The sequence below is a fragment of the Streptomyces sp. NPDC048636 genome, assembly GCF_040650655.1.
Classification (GTDB): Bacteria; Actinomycetota; Actinomycetes; order Streptomycetales; family Streptomycetaceae; genus Streptomyces.
Window position 1 is genome coordinate 117,578 of the sequence record NZ_JBEZHR010000008.1, and the last position, 15,962, is coordinate 133,539.

Here is a 15,962-nt window from a genome sequence, read left to right on the forward strand (position 1 = left end):
CGACATGCGTACCAGTCGGTATGGTGAGGGCCCGGCCGGAGGCGAAACGAGTCCCGATAGGGAGCCCCGAGAGGGGCCGCCGATGCGGAGCCCCCGGCGCCGATACGGAGCCCCCGACATGGAGGAGCCCTCATGAGCCCCACCGCCCGTGCCGCCCTGCGTATCTGCCCGCTCTGCGAGGCCACCTGCGGGCTGACGCTGACCGTCGAGGGCGGCAGGGTCACCCGGGCGCGCGGCGATGACGAGGATGTCTTCAGCCGGGGCTTCATCTGCCCCAAGGGCGCGTCCTTCGGCGAGCTGGACGCCGACCCCGACCGGCTGCGACGGCCGCTGGTGCGGCGCGACGGACGGCTGCGGGAGGCGGACTGGGACGAGGCGTTCGCCGCCGTCGAGGCCGGGCTGTGGCCGGTCCTGCGCCAACACGGCGGGCGTTCCGCCGGGGTGGTGCTCGGCAACCCCAACGTCCACACCGTGGCGGGCGGGCTCTACCCCCCGCTGTTGCTGGGCGCGCTCGGCACCCCCAACCTCTTCACCGCGAGCACCCTCGACCAGATGCCCAAGCATGTCTCCAGCGGGCTGCTCTACGGGGACGCCAACGCCCTGCCGGTGCCCGATCTGGACCGCACCGACCATCTGCTGATGATCGGCGCCAACCCGATGGACTCCAACGGCAGTCTGTGTACCGCCCCCGACTTCCCCGGACGGCTGAGGGCGCTGCGGCGGCGCGGCGGCAAGCTGATCGTGGTCGACCCCCGGCGCACCCGTACCGCCAGGATGGCCGACCGGCATATGGCGATACGTCCCGGTACCGATGCCCTGCTGCTCTTCGCCATGGTGTGGGTGCTCTTCGACGAGGACCTGGTGACCACGGGCGAGCTGGCGCCCCATCTCACCGGGGTGGCCGAGGTCCGGCGGCTGGCCGAGGACTTCCCGCCGGAGGCGGTGGCCGCCGCCTGCGAGGTGCCCGCCGAGGAGATCCGCACCCTCGCCCGGGAACTGGCGGCGGCGCCGAAGGCCGCGGTGTACGGGCGGATGGGCTCCACCACCGTGGAGTTCGGCACCCTCACCAGCTGGCTGGTCGACGTGGTCAACGCGCTCACCGGCAATCTGGACCGCCCCGGCGGGATGATGTTCCCGCTCGCCGCCACCGCGCGACGGGAGCGCGCACCCGGCCCCGGCAAGGGGTTCGCGCTGGGCCGCTGGCACAGCCGGGTCAGCGGCCATCCCGAGGCCAAGGGCGAACTGCCCTCCGTCGCGCTCGCCGAGGAGATGGAGACCCCGGGGGAGGGGCGGATCCGGGCCCTGCTGACCATCGCCGCCAACCCCGTGCTGTCGGCTCCCGACGGCGACCGGCTGGAACGGGCGCTGGCCGGGCTGGACTTCATGGTCAGCGTCGACCCGTACCTCAACGAGACCGCGCGCCACGCCCATGTGGTGCTGCCCCCGCCCCCGCCCAGCCAGAGCCCGCACTTCGACTTCACCTTCAACCACCTGGCCGTGCGCAACCAGGTCCGCTACTCCCGCCCCGCGGTCCCGCTCGACGCGGACCGGATGAGCGAGAGCGACATCCTGGCCCGGCTGGTGCTCTGCGCCAGCGGACACGGCGGCGCGGATCCGGCGACGGTGGACGCCATGGCGGTCGAGGCCGCGCTCGGCAAGGCCGTGGCCGAGCCCGGATCGCCGGTGCACGGGCGGCCGACCGCCGATCTGACGGCGCTGCTGACCGGCGACACCGGTGCCGAACGGCGGCTGGACATGATGCTGCGGCTCGGCCCCTACGGCGACGGCTTCGGCGCCGACCCCGACGGGCTGACCCTCCGGACACTGCTCGACCGGCCGCACGGGATCGACCTCGGCCCGCTGCGCCCGCGCCTGCCCCAGCTGCTGCGCACCCGCAGCGGCACGGTGGAGCTGTGCCCGGAGCCGATCGCACGCGATGTGGACCGGCTGCGGCGCGCGCTGGCCGACCGGCCCACCGGTCTTGTCCTCATCGGCCGCCGCCATCTGCGCTCCAACAACAGCTGGATGCACAACGTCCCGTCGCTGGTGGGCGGCAGTAACCGGTGTACCCTCCAGGTGCACCCGGAGGACGCCGCCCGGCTGGGCCTGGCCGACGGCGGCCTCGCCCGGGTCAAGGGCGACGGCGGGGAGCTCGAGGTCCCGGTGGAGGTGACGGACGCGGTGCGCACCGGAGTGGTGAGCCTTCCGCACGGCTGGGGGCATGGCCGCCCCGGCACCCGGATGTCGGTGGCCGACGCCCATGCCGGGGCCAACGCCAACCAGCTGATCGACGGCACACGGCTCGATCCGCTGTCGGGCACCGCGGTGCTGAACGGCTGCCCGGTGCAGCTGGCCCCGCTCACCGAGCCCACTCCACCGCTACCGGACTGACCAGGGGTTTTGCGCTTATTGCTCACGCGTCAAGCCCTTGTTAACGCAAAGTTGCGCCACCTAACGTCGCCTCGACCGCCACATCTGGGGGAGTTCACCGGCGAACGTGAGGTAGCCACCATGCTGACAGTCCTCGGATTCGTCATGATCGCGACGTTCCTCGTCCTGATCATGATGAAGAAGATGTCCCCGATGGGTGCTCTGGTGCTCATCCCGGCGCTGTTCTGCGTCCTCGTCGGGAAGGCGGCGCATCTCGGGGACTACGTCCTCGACGGCGTCGGTGAGCTCGCGCCCACGGCCGCGATGCTGATGTTCGCCATCATCTACTTCGGGGTGATGATCGACGTCGGGCTCTTCGATCCGATCGTCCGGCTCATCCTGCGGTTCTGCAAGGCGGATCCGATGCGGGTGGTCGTCGGTACGGCGCTGCTCGCGGCGGTCGTCTCGCTCGACGGCGACGGCTCCACCACGTTCATGATCACCGTGTCGGCGATGGTCCCGCTCTACCGGCGGCTGAAGATGAGCCTGGTGGTGATGACCGGTGTCGCCGCCATGGCCAACGGCGTGATGAACACCCTGCCCTGGGGCGGTCCGACCGCCCGCGCCGCCGCCGCGCTCAAGGTCGACGCCAGCGACATCTTCGTGCCGATGATTCCCGCTCTCGCGGTCGGGCTGGTCTTCGTCATCGCCCTCTCCTACGCCCTCGGTCTGCGCGAGCGCAGGCGGCTGGGGCTGCTGTCGCTCGACACGACGACGGTGGAGGAGTCCGAGCAGATGCTCGTCGGCGCGGGCGCCGGGACGAAGGCCGGTTCCCCGGGAGCCGCCGGGGGCGCCGGGAACACCGGTGGCACCGGCAGCGCCGAGAACACCACCGGCAGCGCCGAGAACACCACCGACGGCACCGAGAACACCGACGGCACCGGGAACACCGACGACAACGACGAGTTCAAGGCGCTCGACCCGAACCGCCCCACTCTGCGCCCCAAGCTCTACTGGTTCAACGCGGCGCTCACCCTGGGCCTGCTGACCATGATGGTCACCGAGGCGATGCCGATCCCGGTGCTCTTCCTGCTCGGCGCCGCCATCGCCCTCACCGTCAACTTCCCCCATATGAACGACCAGAAGGCCCGGGTCGCCGCCCACGCCGAGAACGTCGTCAACGTCTCCGGCATGGTCTTCGCCGCCGCCGTCTTCACCGGTGTGCTCACCGGCACCGGGATGGTCGAGCACATGGCCCGCTGGCTGGTCGACGGTGTGCCCGACGGCATGGGCCCGCATATGGCCATCGTCACCGGTGTGCTGTCCATCCCGCTGACCTACTTCATGTCCAACGACGGCTTCTACTTCGGCATCGTGCCCATCCTCGCCGAGGCCGGCGCCGCCCACGGGGTCTCCACCCTGGAGATCGCCCGCGCCTCGCTCGTCGGACAGGCCCTGCACATGTCCAGCCCGCTGGTGCCCGCCGTCTACGTCCTCGTCGGCATGGCCAAGGTCGAGTTCGGCGACCACACCCGCTTCACCGTGAAGTGGGCGGCGCTCACCTCCCTGGTGGTGCTCGGCGCCGGACTGGTCTTCGGAATCATCTGACCGTGCACAGGACGCCTCCACGGCCCGGCAGGGGCTGGCTGCTACGCCTGGTCATCGCCTTCTCCTTCGCACAGGCGGCGGTGAGCATGGCCCGGCCCGCCGTCTCCTACCGGGCCCTGGCGCTGGGCGCCGACGCCCGTGCGGTCGGGGTGATCGCGGGGATCTACGCCCTGTTGCCGCTGTTCGCCGCGGTACCGCTGGGGCGCCGTACCGACCACGGGCGGTGCGCCCCGCTGCTGCCCATCGGTGTCGCGCTGATCGCCACCGGCTGCGCCTTCAGCGCGACGGCCGGATCGCTGCCGGGTATGGCCGCGTGGAGCGGGGTGATGGGCCTCGGCCATCTGGCGTTCGTGATCGGCGCCCAGTCCATCGTGGCCCGGCAGAGCGCCCCGGCCGAACAGGACCGTAACTTCGGCCACTTCACCATCGGCGCCTCGCTGGGCCAGCTCATCGGGCCCGTCGCGGCCGGTCTGGTGGTCTCCGGCCACGACGGCGCGATGGCCCGCACCAGCGCCACCGCGCTGGCGGTCTCGGCCGCCGTGGCGGCCTGTTCGGTCACCGCGCTGTGGCGGATCGAGCACCGGGCCCGGGACGCCCGGCCGGAGGCCGTGGCGGCGGGGGAGGCACACCGGGTGCCGGTGCGCGCCATCCTGACGACCCGGGGGGTCGGCTCCGGCATCTTCATCAGCCTCGCCGTGCTCTCCGCGACCGATGTCCTCACCGCTTATCTGCCGGTCGTCGGCGAACAGCGCGGGATCTCGCCCTCGGTCGTCGGACTGCTGCTGAGCCTGCGCGCCGCGGCCACCGTCGGCTGCCGTCTGGTCATCACCCCGATGATCCGGCTGCTGGGGCGCACCGCCCTGATGGCCGCCAGCTGTCTGGGCGCGGCCCTGCTGTGCGCGGGCATCGCCCTGCCGCTGCCCGCCTGGGCGCTCGGTGTACTGCTGGCCGGGCTCGGCTTCTGCCTCGGTGTCGGCCAGCCGCTGTCGATGACCACCGTCGTCCAGGCCGCCCCCGACGGGGCCGGAAGCACCGCGCTCGCCCTGCGGCTGACCGGCAACCGGCTCGGCCAGGTCGCGGCGCCCGCCTCCGCAGGTCTGCTGGCCGGACTCGCGGGCACGGCAGCCCCGTTCGTCATGCTGGGCGCCCTGCTCCTGGCCTCAGCGGCAATCGCAGCCCGCCCCCGCCCCGGCAACACCCCCACCCCGGGGCCGAAGCCCACCCGCCATCCCAGCGAGTCCCCCGGCCGGTAGGCCGATCGCTTCGGCGGGGAGCCGTGACGCCACCGACCCGGGTCCGTGGCGCTCCCGGCCTCGGAGGGCAGCCGCCGGTGCGGCCGGGGCTCCTTCGGCCGGGAGGTGAACCCCGGACCGGTCGATGATGGGCCCACCCAGGTGCGGGAGGCCCTCATTGGGGCCGGGGAATCCTGCGGTCGGGCCGGGACCTCCCCGGAGGAGGGGGACGCCACCGGTCCGCTCGGTGGCTTCCGCGCCCCAGAAGGGGAAGCCGTCCGTCGGGTCGGCGGGTCCTGCGGTCGGGCCAGGGAAACCTCCGGCCGGTGGGGCGAGTCCTCCGGCCGGGCCGGTGCGGAGTCATCGGCCCGGGGTGACCAAGGGCACGTGGGGGTCCCTCTGTCGCGCGAAAACTACCGCCGCTAGTTTGTGTGGTGCCAGCAAGTGCCGACACGGGAGTGCGCGATGAAGGCCCATGACGGGATGTACATCGACGGGGCATGGCGGCCGTCCGCCGGTGCCGAGACGATCGAGGTCGTGAACCCGGCCGACGAGCAGGTCATCGCCGCCGTGCCCGCGGGCACGGCCGAGGACGTGGACAGTGCCGTACGGGCCGCGCGTGCCGCCCTGCCCGGCTGGGCCGCCACCCCGCCCGCGGAGCGGGCCGCCCGGCTCACGGCGCTGCGTGACGCGCTGGCCGAGCGCCGTGAGGAGATCGCGGCGACCGTCACCGCCGAACTCGGCGCGCCGCTGGCCTTCTCCCGCGCGGTCCACGCGGATCTGCCGATCACCGTGGCCGGTTCGTACGCCCGGCTCGCCGAGTCGTACGCCTTCGAGGAGACGGTCGGCAATTCCACGGTGTTCCAGGAGCCGGTGGGCGTCGTCGGTGCGATCACCCCGTGGAACTATCCGCTGCACCAGATCGTCGCCAAGGTCGCACCGGCCCTGGCCGCCGGATGCACCGTGGTCCTCAAACCCGCCGAGAACACCCCGCTGGTGGCACAGCTCTTCGCGGCGGCGGTCGACGCGGCGGGGCTGCCCGCCGGAGTGTTCAACATGGTCACCGGGGTCGGCCCGGTCGCGGGCGAGGCCCTGGCCGCGCACGAGGACGTGGACCTGGTCTCCTTCACCGGCTCCACCGCCGTCGGCAGGCGGATCGGCGCCACCGCGGGCGCGGCCGTCAAGCGCGTGGCCCTCGAACTGGGCGGTAAGTCCGCCAATGTGATCCTGCCCGGCGCCGATCTCACCAAGGCCGTCAAGATCGGAGTGGCCAACGTACTCGCCAACTCCGGCCAGACGTGCAGCGCCTGGACCAGGATGCTGGTGGACGCCGACCGCTACGACGAGGCCGTGGAGCTGGCCGCGGCCGCCGCCGCCAAGTACGCGCCCGGCGACCCGGCCGACGAGACCACCCGGCTCGGCCCCGTCGTCAGCGCCGCCCAGCGCGACCGGGTCCGCGGCTATATCGAGCGCGGTATCGAGGAGGGCGCGCGGCTGGTCACCGGCGGCCCGCGGGCCCCGGAGGGCCGGGAGACCGGGTACTGGATCGCCCCGACGGTCTTCGCGGACGTCACCCCCGACATGACCATCGCCCAGGAGGAGATCTTCGGCCCGGTCATCTCCCTGATCCGGTACACGGACGCGGACGAGGCGCTGCGGATCGCCAACGGCACGGTCTACGGTCTCGCGGGCGCGGTCTGGGCGGCCGACGACGCCACGGCGGTGGCCTTCGCCCGCCGGATGGACACCGGCCAGGTGGACATCAACGGCGGCCGCTTCAACCCGCTCGCCCCCTTCGGCGGATACAAGCAGTCGGGCGTCGGGCGCGAACTGGGCACCCACGGGCTGGCGGAGTACCTCCAGACCAAGTCGCTCCAGTTCTGATCCGCGCAAGCCGCGCAAGCCGCGCAAGCCGCGAGGGGCGCCCGCGCCGCCTTCCGTGATACGTACGAGCCGAGGGACGCGTCCCGGCCGACAGCCACCCGTACGCGTACCAGCCGACGACCCACCCTAAGGAGCCCGTCCATGACCCGAGCCGCCGTCCTCCCCGCCGTCGGCGCCCCGCTCCGGCTCGCCGAGATCGACCTGCCGGACCCCGGACCCGGGCAGGTACGGGTGCGGCTGGCGGCGGCCGGGGTGTGCCATTCCGACCTGTCGCTGTCCAACGGCACCCTGCGCCAGCCCGTCCCGGCCGTCCTCGGCCATGAGGGCTCGGGCACCGTCGGCGCCGTGGGCGAGGGCGTCACCGGCGTCGCACCCGGCGACCGGGTCATCCTCAACTGGGCCCCGTCCTGCGGGAAGTGCCACTACTGCGGCCTCGGCGAGCCCTGGCTGTGCGCGGCCGCGGGCGCCGCCGCCACCGTGCCGTACGCCAAGCTGGCCGACGGCGGCGACGAGCTGTACCCGGGTCTGGGCACCGCCGCGTTCGCCGAGGAGACCGTGGTGCCCGCACACGCCGTGCTCCCGCTGCCCGACGGCGTGCCGCTGGCCGACGCCGCGCTGCTCGGCTGTGCGGTGCTCACCGGCTACGGCGCGGTGCACCACAGCGCCGCGGTGCGCGCCGGGGAGTCGGTCGCCGTCTTCGGCGTCGGCGGCGTGGGGCTCGCGGTGCTCCAGGCGGCGCGGATCGCGGGCGCGGGCACGGTGGTGGCGGTGGATGTCTCCCCGGAGAAGGAGGAGTTGGCCCGCGCCTGCGGCGCCACCGAGTTCCTGCTGTCCGGTGAGGACACCGCCAAGCGGATCCGCTCGCTCACCGGCGGCCACGGCGCGGACGTGGCCATCGAGTGCGTCGGCCGCGCGGAGACCATCCGCACCGCGTGGTCCGCCACCCGGCGCGGCGGCCGGACCACCGTCGTCGGGATCGGCGGCAAGGACCAGCAGGTGTCCTTCTCGGCCCTGGAGCTGTTCTACTTCGGCCGGACGCTCTCGGGCTGCGTCTACGGCAACAGCGACCCGGCGCGCGATCTGCCGGTGCTCGCCGAGCATGTACGCGCGGGGCGGCTCGATCTGTCGGCGATGGTGACCGGGCGGATCGGACTCGAGGGGATCCCCGGGGCGTTCGACGCGATGGTCGGTGGCCGCGGCGGGCGGGCGCTCGTGATGTTCTGACGGGCCGGCCACCCCGGCCCACCCCGGACCACAGGGACCACCCCCGCGGCGGTCCACACGGCCCCCGCCCCCGCCGCGCAGCGCTACGCGGGGGCGCCGTCCACCATTCCGAGCCAGCGCTCGCGCTCCGCGCCGAACGGCCGGGCGCCGTGCGCGACGGCGTCCAGGAGCCACTGCCCGGCCGCCTCGGCCTCCGCGACGACCTCGGCCGGATACCCGTAGCGCACCCGGTGTTCGGCGAACTCGTCCTGGTCCACCAGGCGGGTGGCCCCGTCCGTGCGCTTGCGCACCACATCCAGGTCGAGGTCCACCATGGTGACCTCGTCCGGGGAGACCCACTCGGGCGGTGTGGTGATGTCGCAGTACACCTCGGTGTCCCGTGGTGCGGCGTTGAAGGCGGCGGTCCACCACGCACCGTGCGGGAAGAGCAGCACATGGGCGACGTCGAGGGGGACGTCGGGGCCATGGCCCTTGCGCATCACCGAGCCGCCGGGCAGGCCCAGCCAGACGCCGTGCTCGTCCTCGCCCAGTCTGCGCATCCGCAGGTTCCAGTGGAGTGTGCCGTCGTATTTCGTGTAGTTGACCTGGACGAACTGATCCGACATGGAGCCGATCCTAGTCCGCCCCGGCCCGTCCTCACCTGGGATTTTCGCCGTACAGCCGGTCCAGCCCGGCCACCAGCGCCCGCAGCCCCGTCTCGAACGCGCCCTCGTCCACCCGCTCCTGGTGTCCGGCCAGCAGATGCGCCTGGCCCAGATGCGGATAGTCGGCCGGGTCGTAGGCGCCCGCGTCGTCGACGAAGCCGCGCGCGAACGAGCCCAGCGCCGATCCCGCGACGAAATAGCGCATCAGGGCGCCGATCCGGGTGGCGTGCGCGGGTGGCCAGCCCGCCCGCACCATGCCGCCGAAGACCGCGTCCGCCATCCGCAGCCCGGCCGGGCGGCGGCCGGGCCCCTGGGCGAGGAACGGCACGATATGGGGGTGGGCGGTGAGCGCCGCGCGGTAGGAGCGGCCCCAGTCCAGCAGCGCCGTACGCCAGTCCGTGCCGTTCTCGAACATCGAGATGTCGACCTGGGAGACGACGGTGTCGGCGACCGCGTCCAGGATCTCGTCCTTGGTCGTGAAGTGGTTGTACAGGGACGGTCCGCTGACCCCGAGTTCGGCGGCGAGGCGCCGGGTGGACACGGCCGCGAGCCCTTCGGAGTCCACCAGCGCGAGGGCCACCGCGACGATGCGCTCGCGGCTGAGGAGGGGCTTGCGGGGACGGGCCATGCGGCACATAGTAGAGGCTCCGCGGCGAAAACTAGCAGTGCTAATTAACGCGCCGGATTCCTCGTCCGGCAGCATCGGGAAAGGTGGCCCATGGATCTCGCGCTCACCGAGGAGCAGACCGCGGTGCGGCGGCTGGCAAGGGACTTCGTGGCACGCGACGTCGCCCCGTACGCCGCCGAGTGGGACCGCGCCGAACGGGTGGACCGGGCGGTCGTGGGCAAACTGGGCGCCCTCGGCTTCCTGGGGCTCACCGTCCCCGAGGAGTACGGCGGCAGCGGCGGGGACCACCTCACCTATGTCCTGGTCACCGAGGAACTGGGGCGCGGCGACTCCTCGGTGCGCGGCATCGTCTCCGTCTCCCTCGGCCTGGTCGCCAAGTCGGTGGCCGCGTGGGGCAGCGAGGAGCAGAAGCGCCAGTGGCTGCCGCCGCTGTGCTCCGGCGAGGCGGTGGGCTGCTTCGGGCTCACCGAACCGGGGACGGGTTCGGACGCGGCGCGACTGACCACCCGCGCGGTCCGGGACGGCGACAGCTATGTGATCAGCGGTACCAAGACCTTCATCACCAACGGCACCTGGGCGGATGTGGTGCTGCTCTTCGCCCGTACCGGGGACGAGCCCGGCCACCGGGGGATCAGCGCCTTCCTGGTGCCCACCGGCACCCCGGGCCTCGTCCGCCGCGAGATCCACGGCAAGCTGGGGCTGCGCGGCCAGGCCACCGCCGAACTGGTCCTGGCGGACGTCCGGGTGCCCGCCGCGGCGCGGATCGCCCCGGAGGGCAAGGGGTTCTCGGTGGCCATGTCCGCGCTCGCCAAGGGGCGGATGTCGGTCGCCGCCGGCTGCGTCGGCATCGCCCAGGCGGCGCTGGACGCGGCGGTGCGGTACGCGGGGGAGCGCGAGCAGTTCGGCCGGACCATCGCCCATCACCAGCTGGTCCAGGAGCTGATATCGGATATCGCGGTGGATGTGGCCGCCGCGCGGCTGCTGACCTGGCGGGTGGCGGACCATATCGACCGGGGGCTGCCGTTCGCGACCGAGTCCTCGGTGGCCAAGCTCTACGCGAGCGAGGCGGCGGTGCGCTGCGCCAACAACGCGCTCCAGGTGTTCGGCGGCTACGGGTACATCGATGAGTACCCGGTGGGCAAACTGCTGCGGGACGCCCGGGTGATGACCCTCTACGAGGGCACCAGCCAGATCCAGAAGCTGCTGATCGGCCGCGCCCTCACCGGTGTCTCCGCCTTCTGAACGTACGGCCCGGCCCACCGCACCCCGGGATCCGCCGCACACGCCCTAAGCGCTTGCTCACTCTCCGTGTAGGGTGTCCGCCATGAACGCGGAGCCGAAGAAGGGCGAGGGCGGGGCCGAGGTGTGGGGCGACATCAGCCCGGACGCGGCCCGGCGGCTGGTGACCGCCGCCGTGCACGCCTTCGCGGAGCGCGGCTACCACGCCACCACCACCCGGGATATCGCGGGCCGCGCCGGGATGAGTCCGGCCGCCCTCTATATCCACTACAAGACCAAGGAAGAGCTGCTCTACCAGATCAGCAAGGTCGGCCATCAGCGCGCCCTGGAGATCGTGGAGCAGGCCCGGGACTCCGGCGGCACCCCCGCCGAGCGGCTCGCCCACGCCGTACGCGCCTTCGTCCGCTGGCACGCCGAGCACCACACGACCGCGCGGGTGGTCCAGTACGAACTGGGCGCGCTGGGCGAGGAGCACCACGACGAGGTCATCGCCATCCGCAAGGCGACGGACGGCGCGGTGCAGACGATCCTCGAGGACGGGGTGCGGTCGGGGGAGTTCGACATCCCGGACGTCCGCGGCGCCACGGTGGCGGTGCTGTCGCTGTGCATCGACGTGGCGCGCTGGTTCAACGCCCGCGGCCGCAGCACCCCGGACGAGGTCGGCGAGCTCTACGCCGGACTCGTCCTGCGGATGGTGGGAGCGGAGGCCCGCTGACGGGCCCCCGCCGGACGGGGCGCGGTCAGGGGTAGTAGCGGACGACGCTCTCCGCCACACAGACCGGCTTGTCGCCGCCCTCCCGCTCGAGGGTCACCACCAGCGTCATCTGGACGCCGTCGGTCACCTCGGTGAGGTCGGCGATCCGCGCGGTGGCCCGCAGCCGGGAGCCGACCGGGACGGGGGCGGGGAAGCGGACCTTGTTCACGCCGTAGTTGATGCCCATCCGGATCCCGTCGACCCGCATCAGCCGCGGGGTGAACGCGGGCAGCAGGGACAGGGTGAGATACCCGTGCGCGATCGTCGTGCCGAACGGTCCCTGGGCCGCCTTCTCGGGGTCCACATGGATCCACTGGTGGTCGTCGGTCGCGTCGGCGAACAGATCGATCCGCTTCTGGTCGATCTCCAGCCAGTCGCTGGGGCCGAGTTCCTCGCCGATCGCCGACCGCAGCTCATCGGTGGAGGTGAAGATCCTGGGTTCTGCCATGCTGATGCCTCCCGGGCAGCTCACTAAGCGCTTGCTCAGCATGCTCGGGTGACCTTCGCCGTGTCAACGCACCCCGGCGTGCTTCTCCCCACCGGCGGTCCCTTCTCCACCGGTGGTCAGGGTTCCACCGGTGGTCAGGGCTCCACCGGTGGTCCGGTCCCGCGCGGCGGTCCGGACGGTATGGCGCGCCCGCCGGGCCCGTGGGGCACGGGCCTCCGCGGCGGGCACGCCTCAGGGCGTCCCGGGGCGGTCGGTGGTCACACGGTCGCGTACCGTCGGCTCTCGCACCGGGCGCGCCGCGCGGCCGACAGCGCCTCGGTGGTCAGCAGCGGAACCGGCACCACGATGCCGCAGTCCCCGCAGACCGGTCCGGCCGACGGATAGCGGTCCAGGTCCTCACGCCAGACCAGGTCCTCCCGGCCGCAGACCGGGCAGGCCGAACCGGGCCCCGACTCCATGGCCGATATCAAACGGCCCAGCACATCGGGGAGCGGGCCTTCGGGGTGGGTCGAGGGGCTCTCGCAGGGCATGATGTCGCAGCCGCCCCAGGTGTGGAGATGCCAGTCGTCGATGACGCCGGGCTGGCGGATGCCGAGGTGTTTCTCCTGGCGGCGCCGGGCGGCGAAGTCCGCCTCGTACGCCAGCCAGAGGGTGCGGGCCTCCTCGAGCTCATCGAGGGCCGTGATCAGACGGGGCGGTTCGGGTTCCCGGTCCTCCGGGACGATCCCCGTCCTGGTGCACAGATGGTGCCAGGTCGCCCGGTGCCCGTACGGCGCGAACCGTTCCAGGCATTTGCGCAGCGAGGTGCGCCGCGCGGTGACGTGTCTGTGTGGATTGCGCACCTCTCGTGCGAGTGCTCTGAAACCTGCCACTTCGTACCACCTCCGCAATCGCGGACCCGACTCGTTGTGGAATGGACGTAACGGAGCGCGATCCGGATCCATCGGATTCCCCGGAAGTTGGCGAATAGGCCGATCCGTGCCGTCAATGACCGTGAATGCACGGTGAAGTTGACGTCCGCTCATCTTCCGACTGCCTTGTACCGCCGGTAACCTCCGTCGCATCGGCAACCGGGAGGAGCGAGTATGCGTCCAGGGTCCGGCACGTTCACCAGAACCGTGATAGCCGCGGCCGCCGTCCTCGGCCTCGGCGCCGCACTCGCGGCGCCGCTTCCACAGCCGGCCCAGGCGGCCCCCGCCGCCCCGGCGGCGGCCACCGACTACTGCCAGGGCCAGTGCGCCGACATCCTCCCGCCCGGGGCCAACGGCAACGCGACCCTCGTGGAGATCCTCGGCAACAAGGTGTTCGGCACCCACCCCGCGCACAGCACCGACCAGCTCGGCCCGTACAACGACCTGGCCGGGGGCTATCCCACGCTCACCGACTCCAAGCTCAGCAGCTTCTTCAACGACTCCTCCTTCGGCGTCCCCGCCGACCAAGTGGCGTCGGTGACCAAGCCCCGCGACGACGTCACCATCACCCGGGACAAGAAGACCGGCGTCCCGCATATCCAGGGCACCACCCGCGAGGGCACCGAGTACGGCGCCGGATACGCCGCCGCCCAGGACCGGCTGTGGCTGATGGACCTCTTCCGCCACGTCGGCCGCGGCGAACTCACCTCGTTCGCTGGTGGCGCCCCCGCCAACCAGGGTCTGGAACAGGACTTCTTCCGCCAGGCGCCCTACCGGGAAGAGGACTACCAGGCCCAGATCGACTCGATCCTGGCCCACGGCGGAGAGCGCGGAAAGCAGGCGCTGGCCGACGCCCAGGCGTATATCGACGGCATCAACGCCTATGCCAAGAAGGCCAAGGACGGCCGCTACTTCCCCGGTGAGTACGTGCTCACCGGCCATATCGACGCGATCACCAACGCCGGCGAGATCCAGCCGTTCAAGCTCACCGATCTGATCGCCCTCGCCTCCGTCGTCGGCGCACTCTTCGGCAACGGCGGAGGCGGTGAGGTGCAGGGCGCGCTCTCGCTGCTCGCCGCCCAGCAGAAGTACGGCCTCGCCGAGGGCACCGAGGTGTGGGAGTCCTTCCGGCAGCGCAACGACCCCGAGGCCGTCCAGACCGTCCACGACGGCAAGAGCTTCCCGTACGGCGGGAAACCGGCCGACGCCAAGGGCGTGGCCATGCCCGACCGGGGTTCGGTCACCTCCGAACAGCTCGTCTACGACCGCGAGGGCGGCGCCGCCACCAAGGACCACGTCAAGGTGAAGGCACCGCGCTCGCTGGAGAAGCTGCGCGGCATCTACGACGACGGTGTGCTGCCCCGCGACCTGTTCAGCCGCAAGAAGGGCATGTCCAACGCGCTCGTGGTGTCCGGCAAGTACACCGCCAGCGGCCATCCCGTGGCCGTCTTCGGCCCGCAGACCGGCTACTTCGCCCCACAGCTGCTGATGCTCCAGGAGATCCAGGGCCCCGGGATCAGCGCGCGCGGCGCGTCGTTCGCGGGCGTCGGGATGTACGTCCAGCTCGGCCGCGGCCAGGACTACGCGTGGAGCGCCACCACCTCCGGCCAGGACATCACCGACACCTACGCGGTCGACCTGTGCTCCCCGGACGGCGGCACCCCCACCAAGGACGCCACCCACTACCGCTACCACGGTGACTGCGTACCGATGGAGAAGCTGGAGCGGCGCAACGCCTGGAAGCCCACCGTGGCCGACTCCACCGCCGCGGGCTCCTACCGGCTCCAGATGTACCGCACCAAATACGGTCTGGTGACCCATCGCGCCACGGTCGGCGGCAAACCCGTGGCCTACACCTCGCTGCGCGCCACCTACCGCCACGAGGCCGACTCCATCATCGGCTTCCAGATGCTCAACGACCCCGGCCATGTGAAGGATCCGAAGTCCTTCCAGACCGCCACCCAGAACATCAACTACACCTTCAACTGGTTCTACGCCGACTCCCGGCAGACCGCGTACTACAACAGCGGACTCAACCCCGCCCGCGCCGCGGACATCGACTCCTCGCTGCCGGTGAAGGCCGAACCGGCCTATGAGTGGCGGGAGTTCGATCCGACCGACAACACGGCCGCCTACACCCCGCCGTCCGAACACCCCCAGTCCATCGACCAGGACTACTACATCAGCTGGAACAACAAACTGGCCAAGGACTACGCCGCCTCCGGGTTCGGCAACGGCTCGGTGCACCGCGGCAACCTCCTCGACGACCGGGTCCGCGAACTGATCAAGAAGGGCGGGGTCACCCGCGCCGCGCTCACCCGCGCGATGGCCGAGGCCGCCGTCACCGATCTGCGCGGTGAGGATGTGCTGCCCGAGCTGCTGAAGGTGCTGCGCTCCCAGCCCATCGACGATCCGAAGGCGGCCACCGCCGTCCAGCAGCTGGAGTCCTGGCGCGGCGCGGGCGCGCAGCGCAAGGAGACCAGTCCCGGTTCGCACACCTACGGTCATCCGGACGCCGTACGGATCATGGACGCGTGGTGGCCACTTCTGGTGGAGTCCGCGTTCAAACCCGGTCTGGGCGATGAGCTCTACGAGGCCCTGAAGAGCAATCTGCCCATCGACGAGGCACCGTCGGCGGGCCACGGGCCGACCGGATCGCACGCCGGATCCTCCTTCCAGAACGGCTGGTGGTCCTATGTCGACAAGGATCTGCGGAAGGTGCTCGGCGAGGACGTCAAGGGTCCGCTGGCCACGTCCTACTGCGGCGGCGGTGACCTCGGCAGCTGCCGCGACGCCCTGCTGACCGCCCTCGAGCAGGCCGCCGCCAAGAGCGCCACCGAGGTCTACCCCGGCGACACCGGCTGCAAGGCGGGCGACCAGTGGTGCGCCGACGCGATCATCCACCGGGCGGTCGGCGGTATCACCCACGACACCATCGGCTGGCAGAACCGGCCTACCTACCAGCAGGTCGTGGAGTTCCCCGCACACCGCTGAGACGCCGGCGCCACCGCACCGCCGAT

12 protein-coding genes are annotated in these 15,962 nt (G+C 72.0%); 8 read left to right on the forward strand and 4 right to left on the reverse strand.

The window, feature by feature from the left end:
• Positions 1-132 precede the first annotated feature (132 nt).
• The 5 genes from AB0C66_RS22715 to AB0C66_RS22735 all read left to right on the forward strand — a co-directional run bounded on the left by AB0C66_RS22715 (position 133) and on the right by AB0C66_RS22735 (position 8,318).
• Positions 133-2,391: a molybdopterin oxidoreductase family protein gene (locus AB0C66_RS22715; protein WP_362441389.1), complete on the forward strand. Its 2,259-nt coding sequence runs from the start codon at positions 133-135 to the stop codon at positions 2,389-2,391.
• 120 nt (positions 2,392-2,511) lie between these two features.
• Positions 2,512-3,978 (forward strand): citrate:proton symporter, encoded by a 1,467-nt coding sequence (locus AB0C66_RS22720; RefSeq protein ID WP_362441392.1) that lies wholly within the window; start codon positions 2,512-2,514, stop codon positions 3,976-3,978.
• A gap of 86 nt (positions 3,979-4,064) precedes the next feature.
• Positions 4,065-5,231: an MFS transporter gene (locus tag AB0C66_RS22725; RefSeq protein WP_362441863.1), complete on the forward strand. Its 1,167-nt coding sequence runs from the start codon at positions 4,065-4,067 to the stop codon at positions 5,229-5,231.
• 444 nt (positions 5,232-5,675) lie between these two features.
• On the forward strand, positions 5,676-7,094 hold the full coding sequence (locus AB0C66_RS22730; protein WP_362441395.1) for an aldehyde dehydrogenase family protein: 1,419 nt from the start codon (positions 5,676-5,678) through the stop codon (positions 7,092-7,094).
• Positions 7,095-7,235: 141 nt separating this feature from the next.
• Positions 7,236-8,318 (forward strand): Zn-dependent alcohol dehydrogenase, encoded by a 1,083-nt coding sequence (locus tag AB0C66_RS22735; protein ID WP_362441397.1) that lies wholly within the window; start codon positions 7,236-7,238, stop codon positions 8,316-8,318.
• An 83-nt stretch (positions 8,319-8,401) separates the two neighbouring features.
• On the opposite strand, the gene AB0C66_RS22740 is transcribed toward AB0C66_RS22735, so the two are convergent.
• Both AB0C66_RS22740 and AB0C66_RS22745 read right to left on the reverse strand, forming a co-directional pair.
• On the reverse strand, positions 8,402-8,923 hold the full coding sequence (locus tag AB0C66_RS22740) for a DUF402 domain-containing protein (protein ID WP_362441400.1): 522 nt from the start codon (positions 8,921-8,923) through the stop codon (positions 8,402-8,404).
• 31 nt (positions 8,924-8,954) lie between these two features.
• Complete coding sequence (locus AB0C66_RS22745; protein WP_362441403.1) at positions 8,955-9,599, reverse strand: TetR/AcrR family transcriptional regulator C-terminal domain-containing protein; 645 nt, start codon at positions 9,597-9,599, stop codon at positions 8,955-8,957.
• An 81-nt stretch (positions 9,600-9,680) separates the two neighbouring features.
• Here AB0C66_RS22745 and AB0C66_RS22750 point away from each other — a divergent pair, with 81 nt between their 5' ends.
• The gene (locus tag AB0C66_RS22750; protein ID WP_362441406.1) at positions 9,681-10,832 is read left to right on the forward strand and encodes an acyl-CoA dehydrogenase family protein; all 1,152 of its coding nucleotides are present in this window, start codon (positions 9,681-9,683) and stop codon (positions 10,830-10,832) included.
• Between the two features lie 82 nt (positions 10,833-10,914).
• Positions 10,915-11,544 carry a TetR/AcrR family transcriptional regulator gene (locus tag AB0C66_RS22755; protein WP_362441409.1) on the forward strand — a complete coding sequence of 210 codons (630 nt, stop codon included), beginning with the start codon at positions 10,915-10,917 and terminating at the stop codon, positions 11,542-11,544.
• Between the two features lie 25 nt (positions 11,545-11,569).
• Here the strand turns inward: AB0C66_RS22755 and AB0C66_RS22760 are convergent, their stop codons facing one another.
• Positions 11,570-12,031 (reverse strand): MaoC family dehydratase, encoded by a 462-nt coding sequence (locus tag AB0C66_RS22760; protein WP_362441412.1) that lies wholly within the window; start codon positions 12,029-12,031, stop codon positions 11,570-11,572.
• A gap of 257 nt (positions 12,032-12,288) precedes the next feature.
• The gene (locus tag AB0C66_RS22765) at positions 12,289-12,903 is read right to left on the reverse strand and encodes a hypothetical protein (RefSeq protein WP_362441415.1); all 615 of its coding nucleotides are present in this window, start codon (positions 12,901-12,903) and stop codon (positions 12,289-12,291) included.
• A 213-nt stretch (positions 12,904-13,116) separates the two neighbouring features.
• On the opposite strand from AB0C66_RS22765, the gene AB0C66_RS22770 reads away from it, so the two are divergent.
• The gene (locus tag AB0C66_RS22770) at positions 13,117-15,936 is read left to right on the forward strand and encodes a penicillin acylase family protein (protein ID WP_362441418.1); all 2,820 of its coding nucleotides are present in this window, start codon (positions 13,117-13,119) and stop codon (positions 15,934-15,936) included.
• Positions 15,937-15,962: the final 26 nt, after the last annotated feature.

Excerpts from the sequence above, each read along its gene's own strand:
- AB0C66_RS22715 (WP_362441389.1), top strand. The coding sequence starts at position 133 with ATGAGCCCCACCGCCCGTGCCGCCCTGCGTATCTGCCCGCTCTGCGAG.
- AB0C66_RS22720 (WP_362441392.1), top strand. The coding sequence starts at position 2,512 with ATGCTGACAGTCCTCGGATTCGTCATGATCGCGACGTTCCTCGTCCTG.
- AB0C66_RS22725 (WP_362441863.1), top strand. The coding sequence starts at position 4,065 with ATGGCCCGGCCCGCCGTCTCCTACCGGGCCCTGGCGCTGGGCGCCGAC.
- AB0C66_RS22730 (WP_362441395.1), top strand. The coding sequence starts at position 5,676 with ATGAAGGCCCATGACGGGATGTACATCGACGGGGCATGGCGGCCGTCC.
- AB0C66_RS22735 (WP_362441397.1), top strand. The coding sequence starts at position 7,236 with ATGACCCGAGCCGCCGTCCTCCCCGCCGTCGGCGCCCCGCTCCGGCTC.
- AB0C66_RS22740 (WP_362441400.1), bottom strand. The coding sequence starts at position 8,923 with ATGTCGGATCAGTTCGTCCAGGTCAACTACACGAAATACGACGGCACA.
- AB0C66_RS22745 (WP_362441403.1), bottom strand. The coding sequence starts at position 9,599 with ATGTGCCGCATGGCCCGTCCCCGCAAGCCCCTCCTCAGCCGCGAGCGC.
- AB0C66_RS22750 (WP_362441406.1), top strand. The coding sequence starts at position 9,681 with ATGGATCTCGCGCTCACCGAGGAGCAGACCGCGGTGCGGCGGCTGGCA.
- AB0C66_RS22755 (WP_362441409.1), top strand. The coding sequence starts at position 10,915 with ATGAACGCGGAGCCGAAGAAGGGCGAGGGCGGGGCCGAGGTGTGGGGC.
- AB0C66_RS22760 (WP_362441412.1), bottom strand. The coding sequence starts at position 12,031 with ATGGCAGAACCCAGGATCTTCACCTCCACCGATGAGCTGCGGTCGGCG.
- AB0C66_RS22770 (WP_362441418.1), top strand. The coding sequence starts at position 13,117 with ATGCGTCCAGGGTCCGGCACGTTCACCAGAACCGTGATAGCCGCGGCC.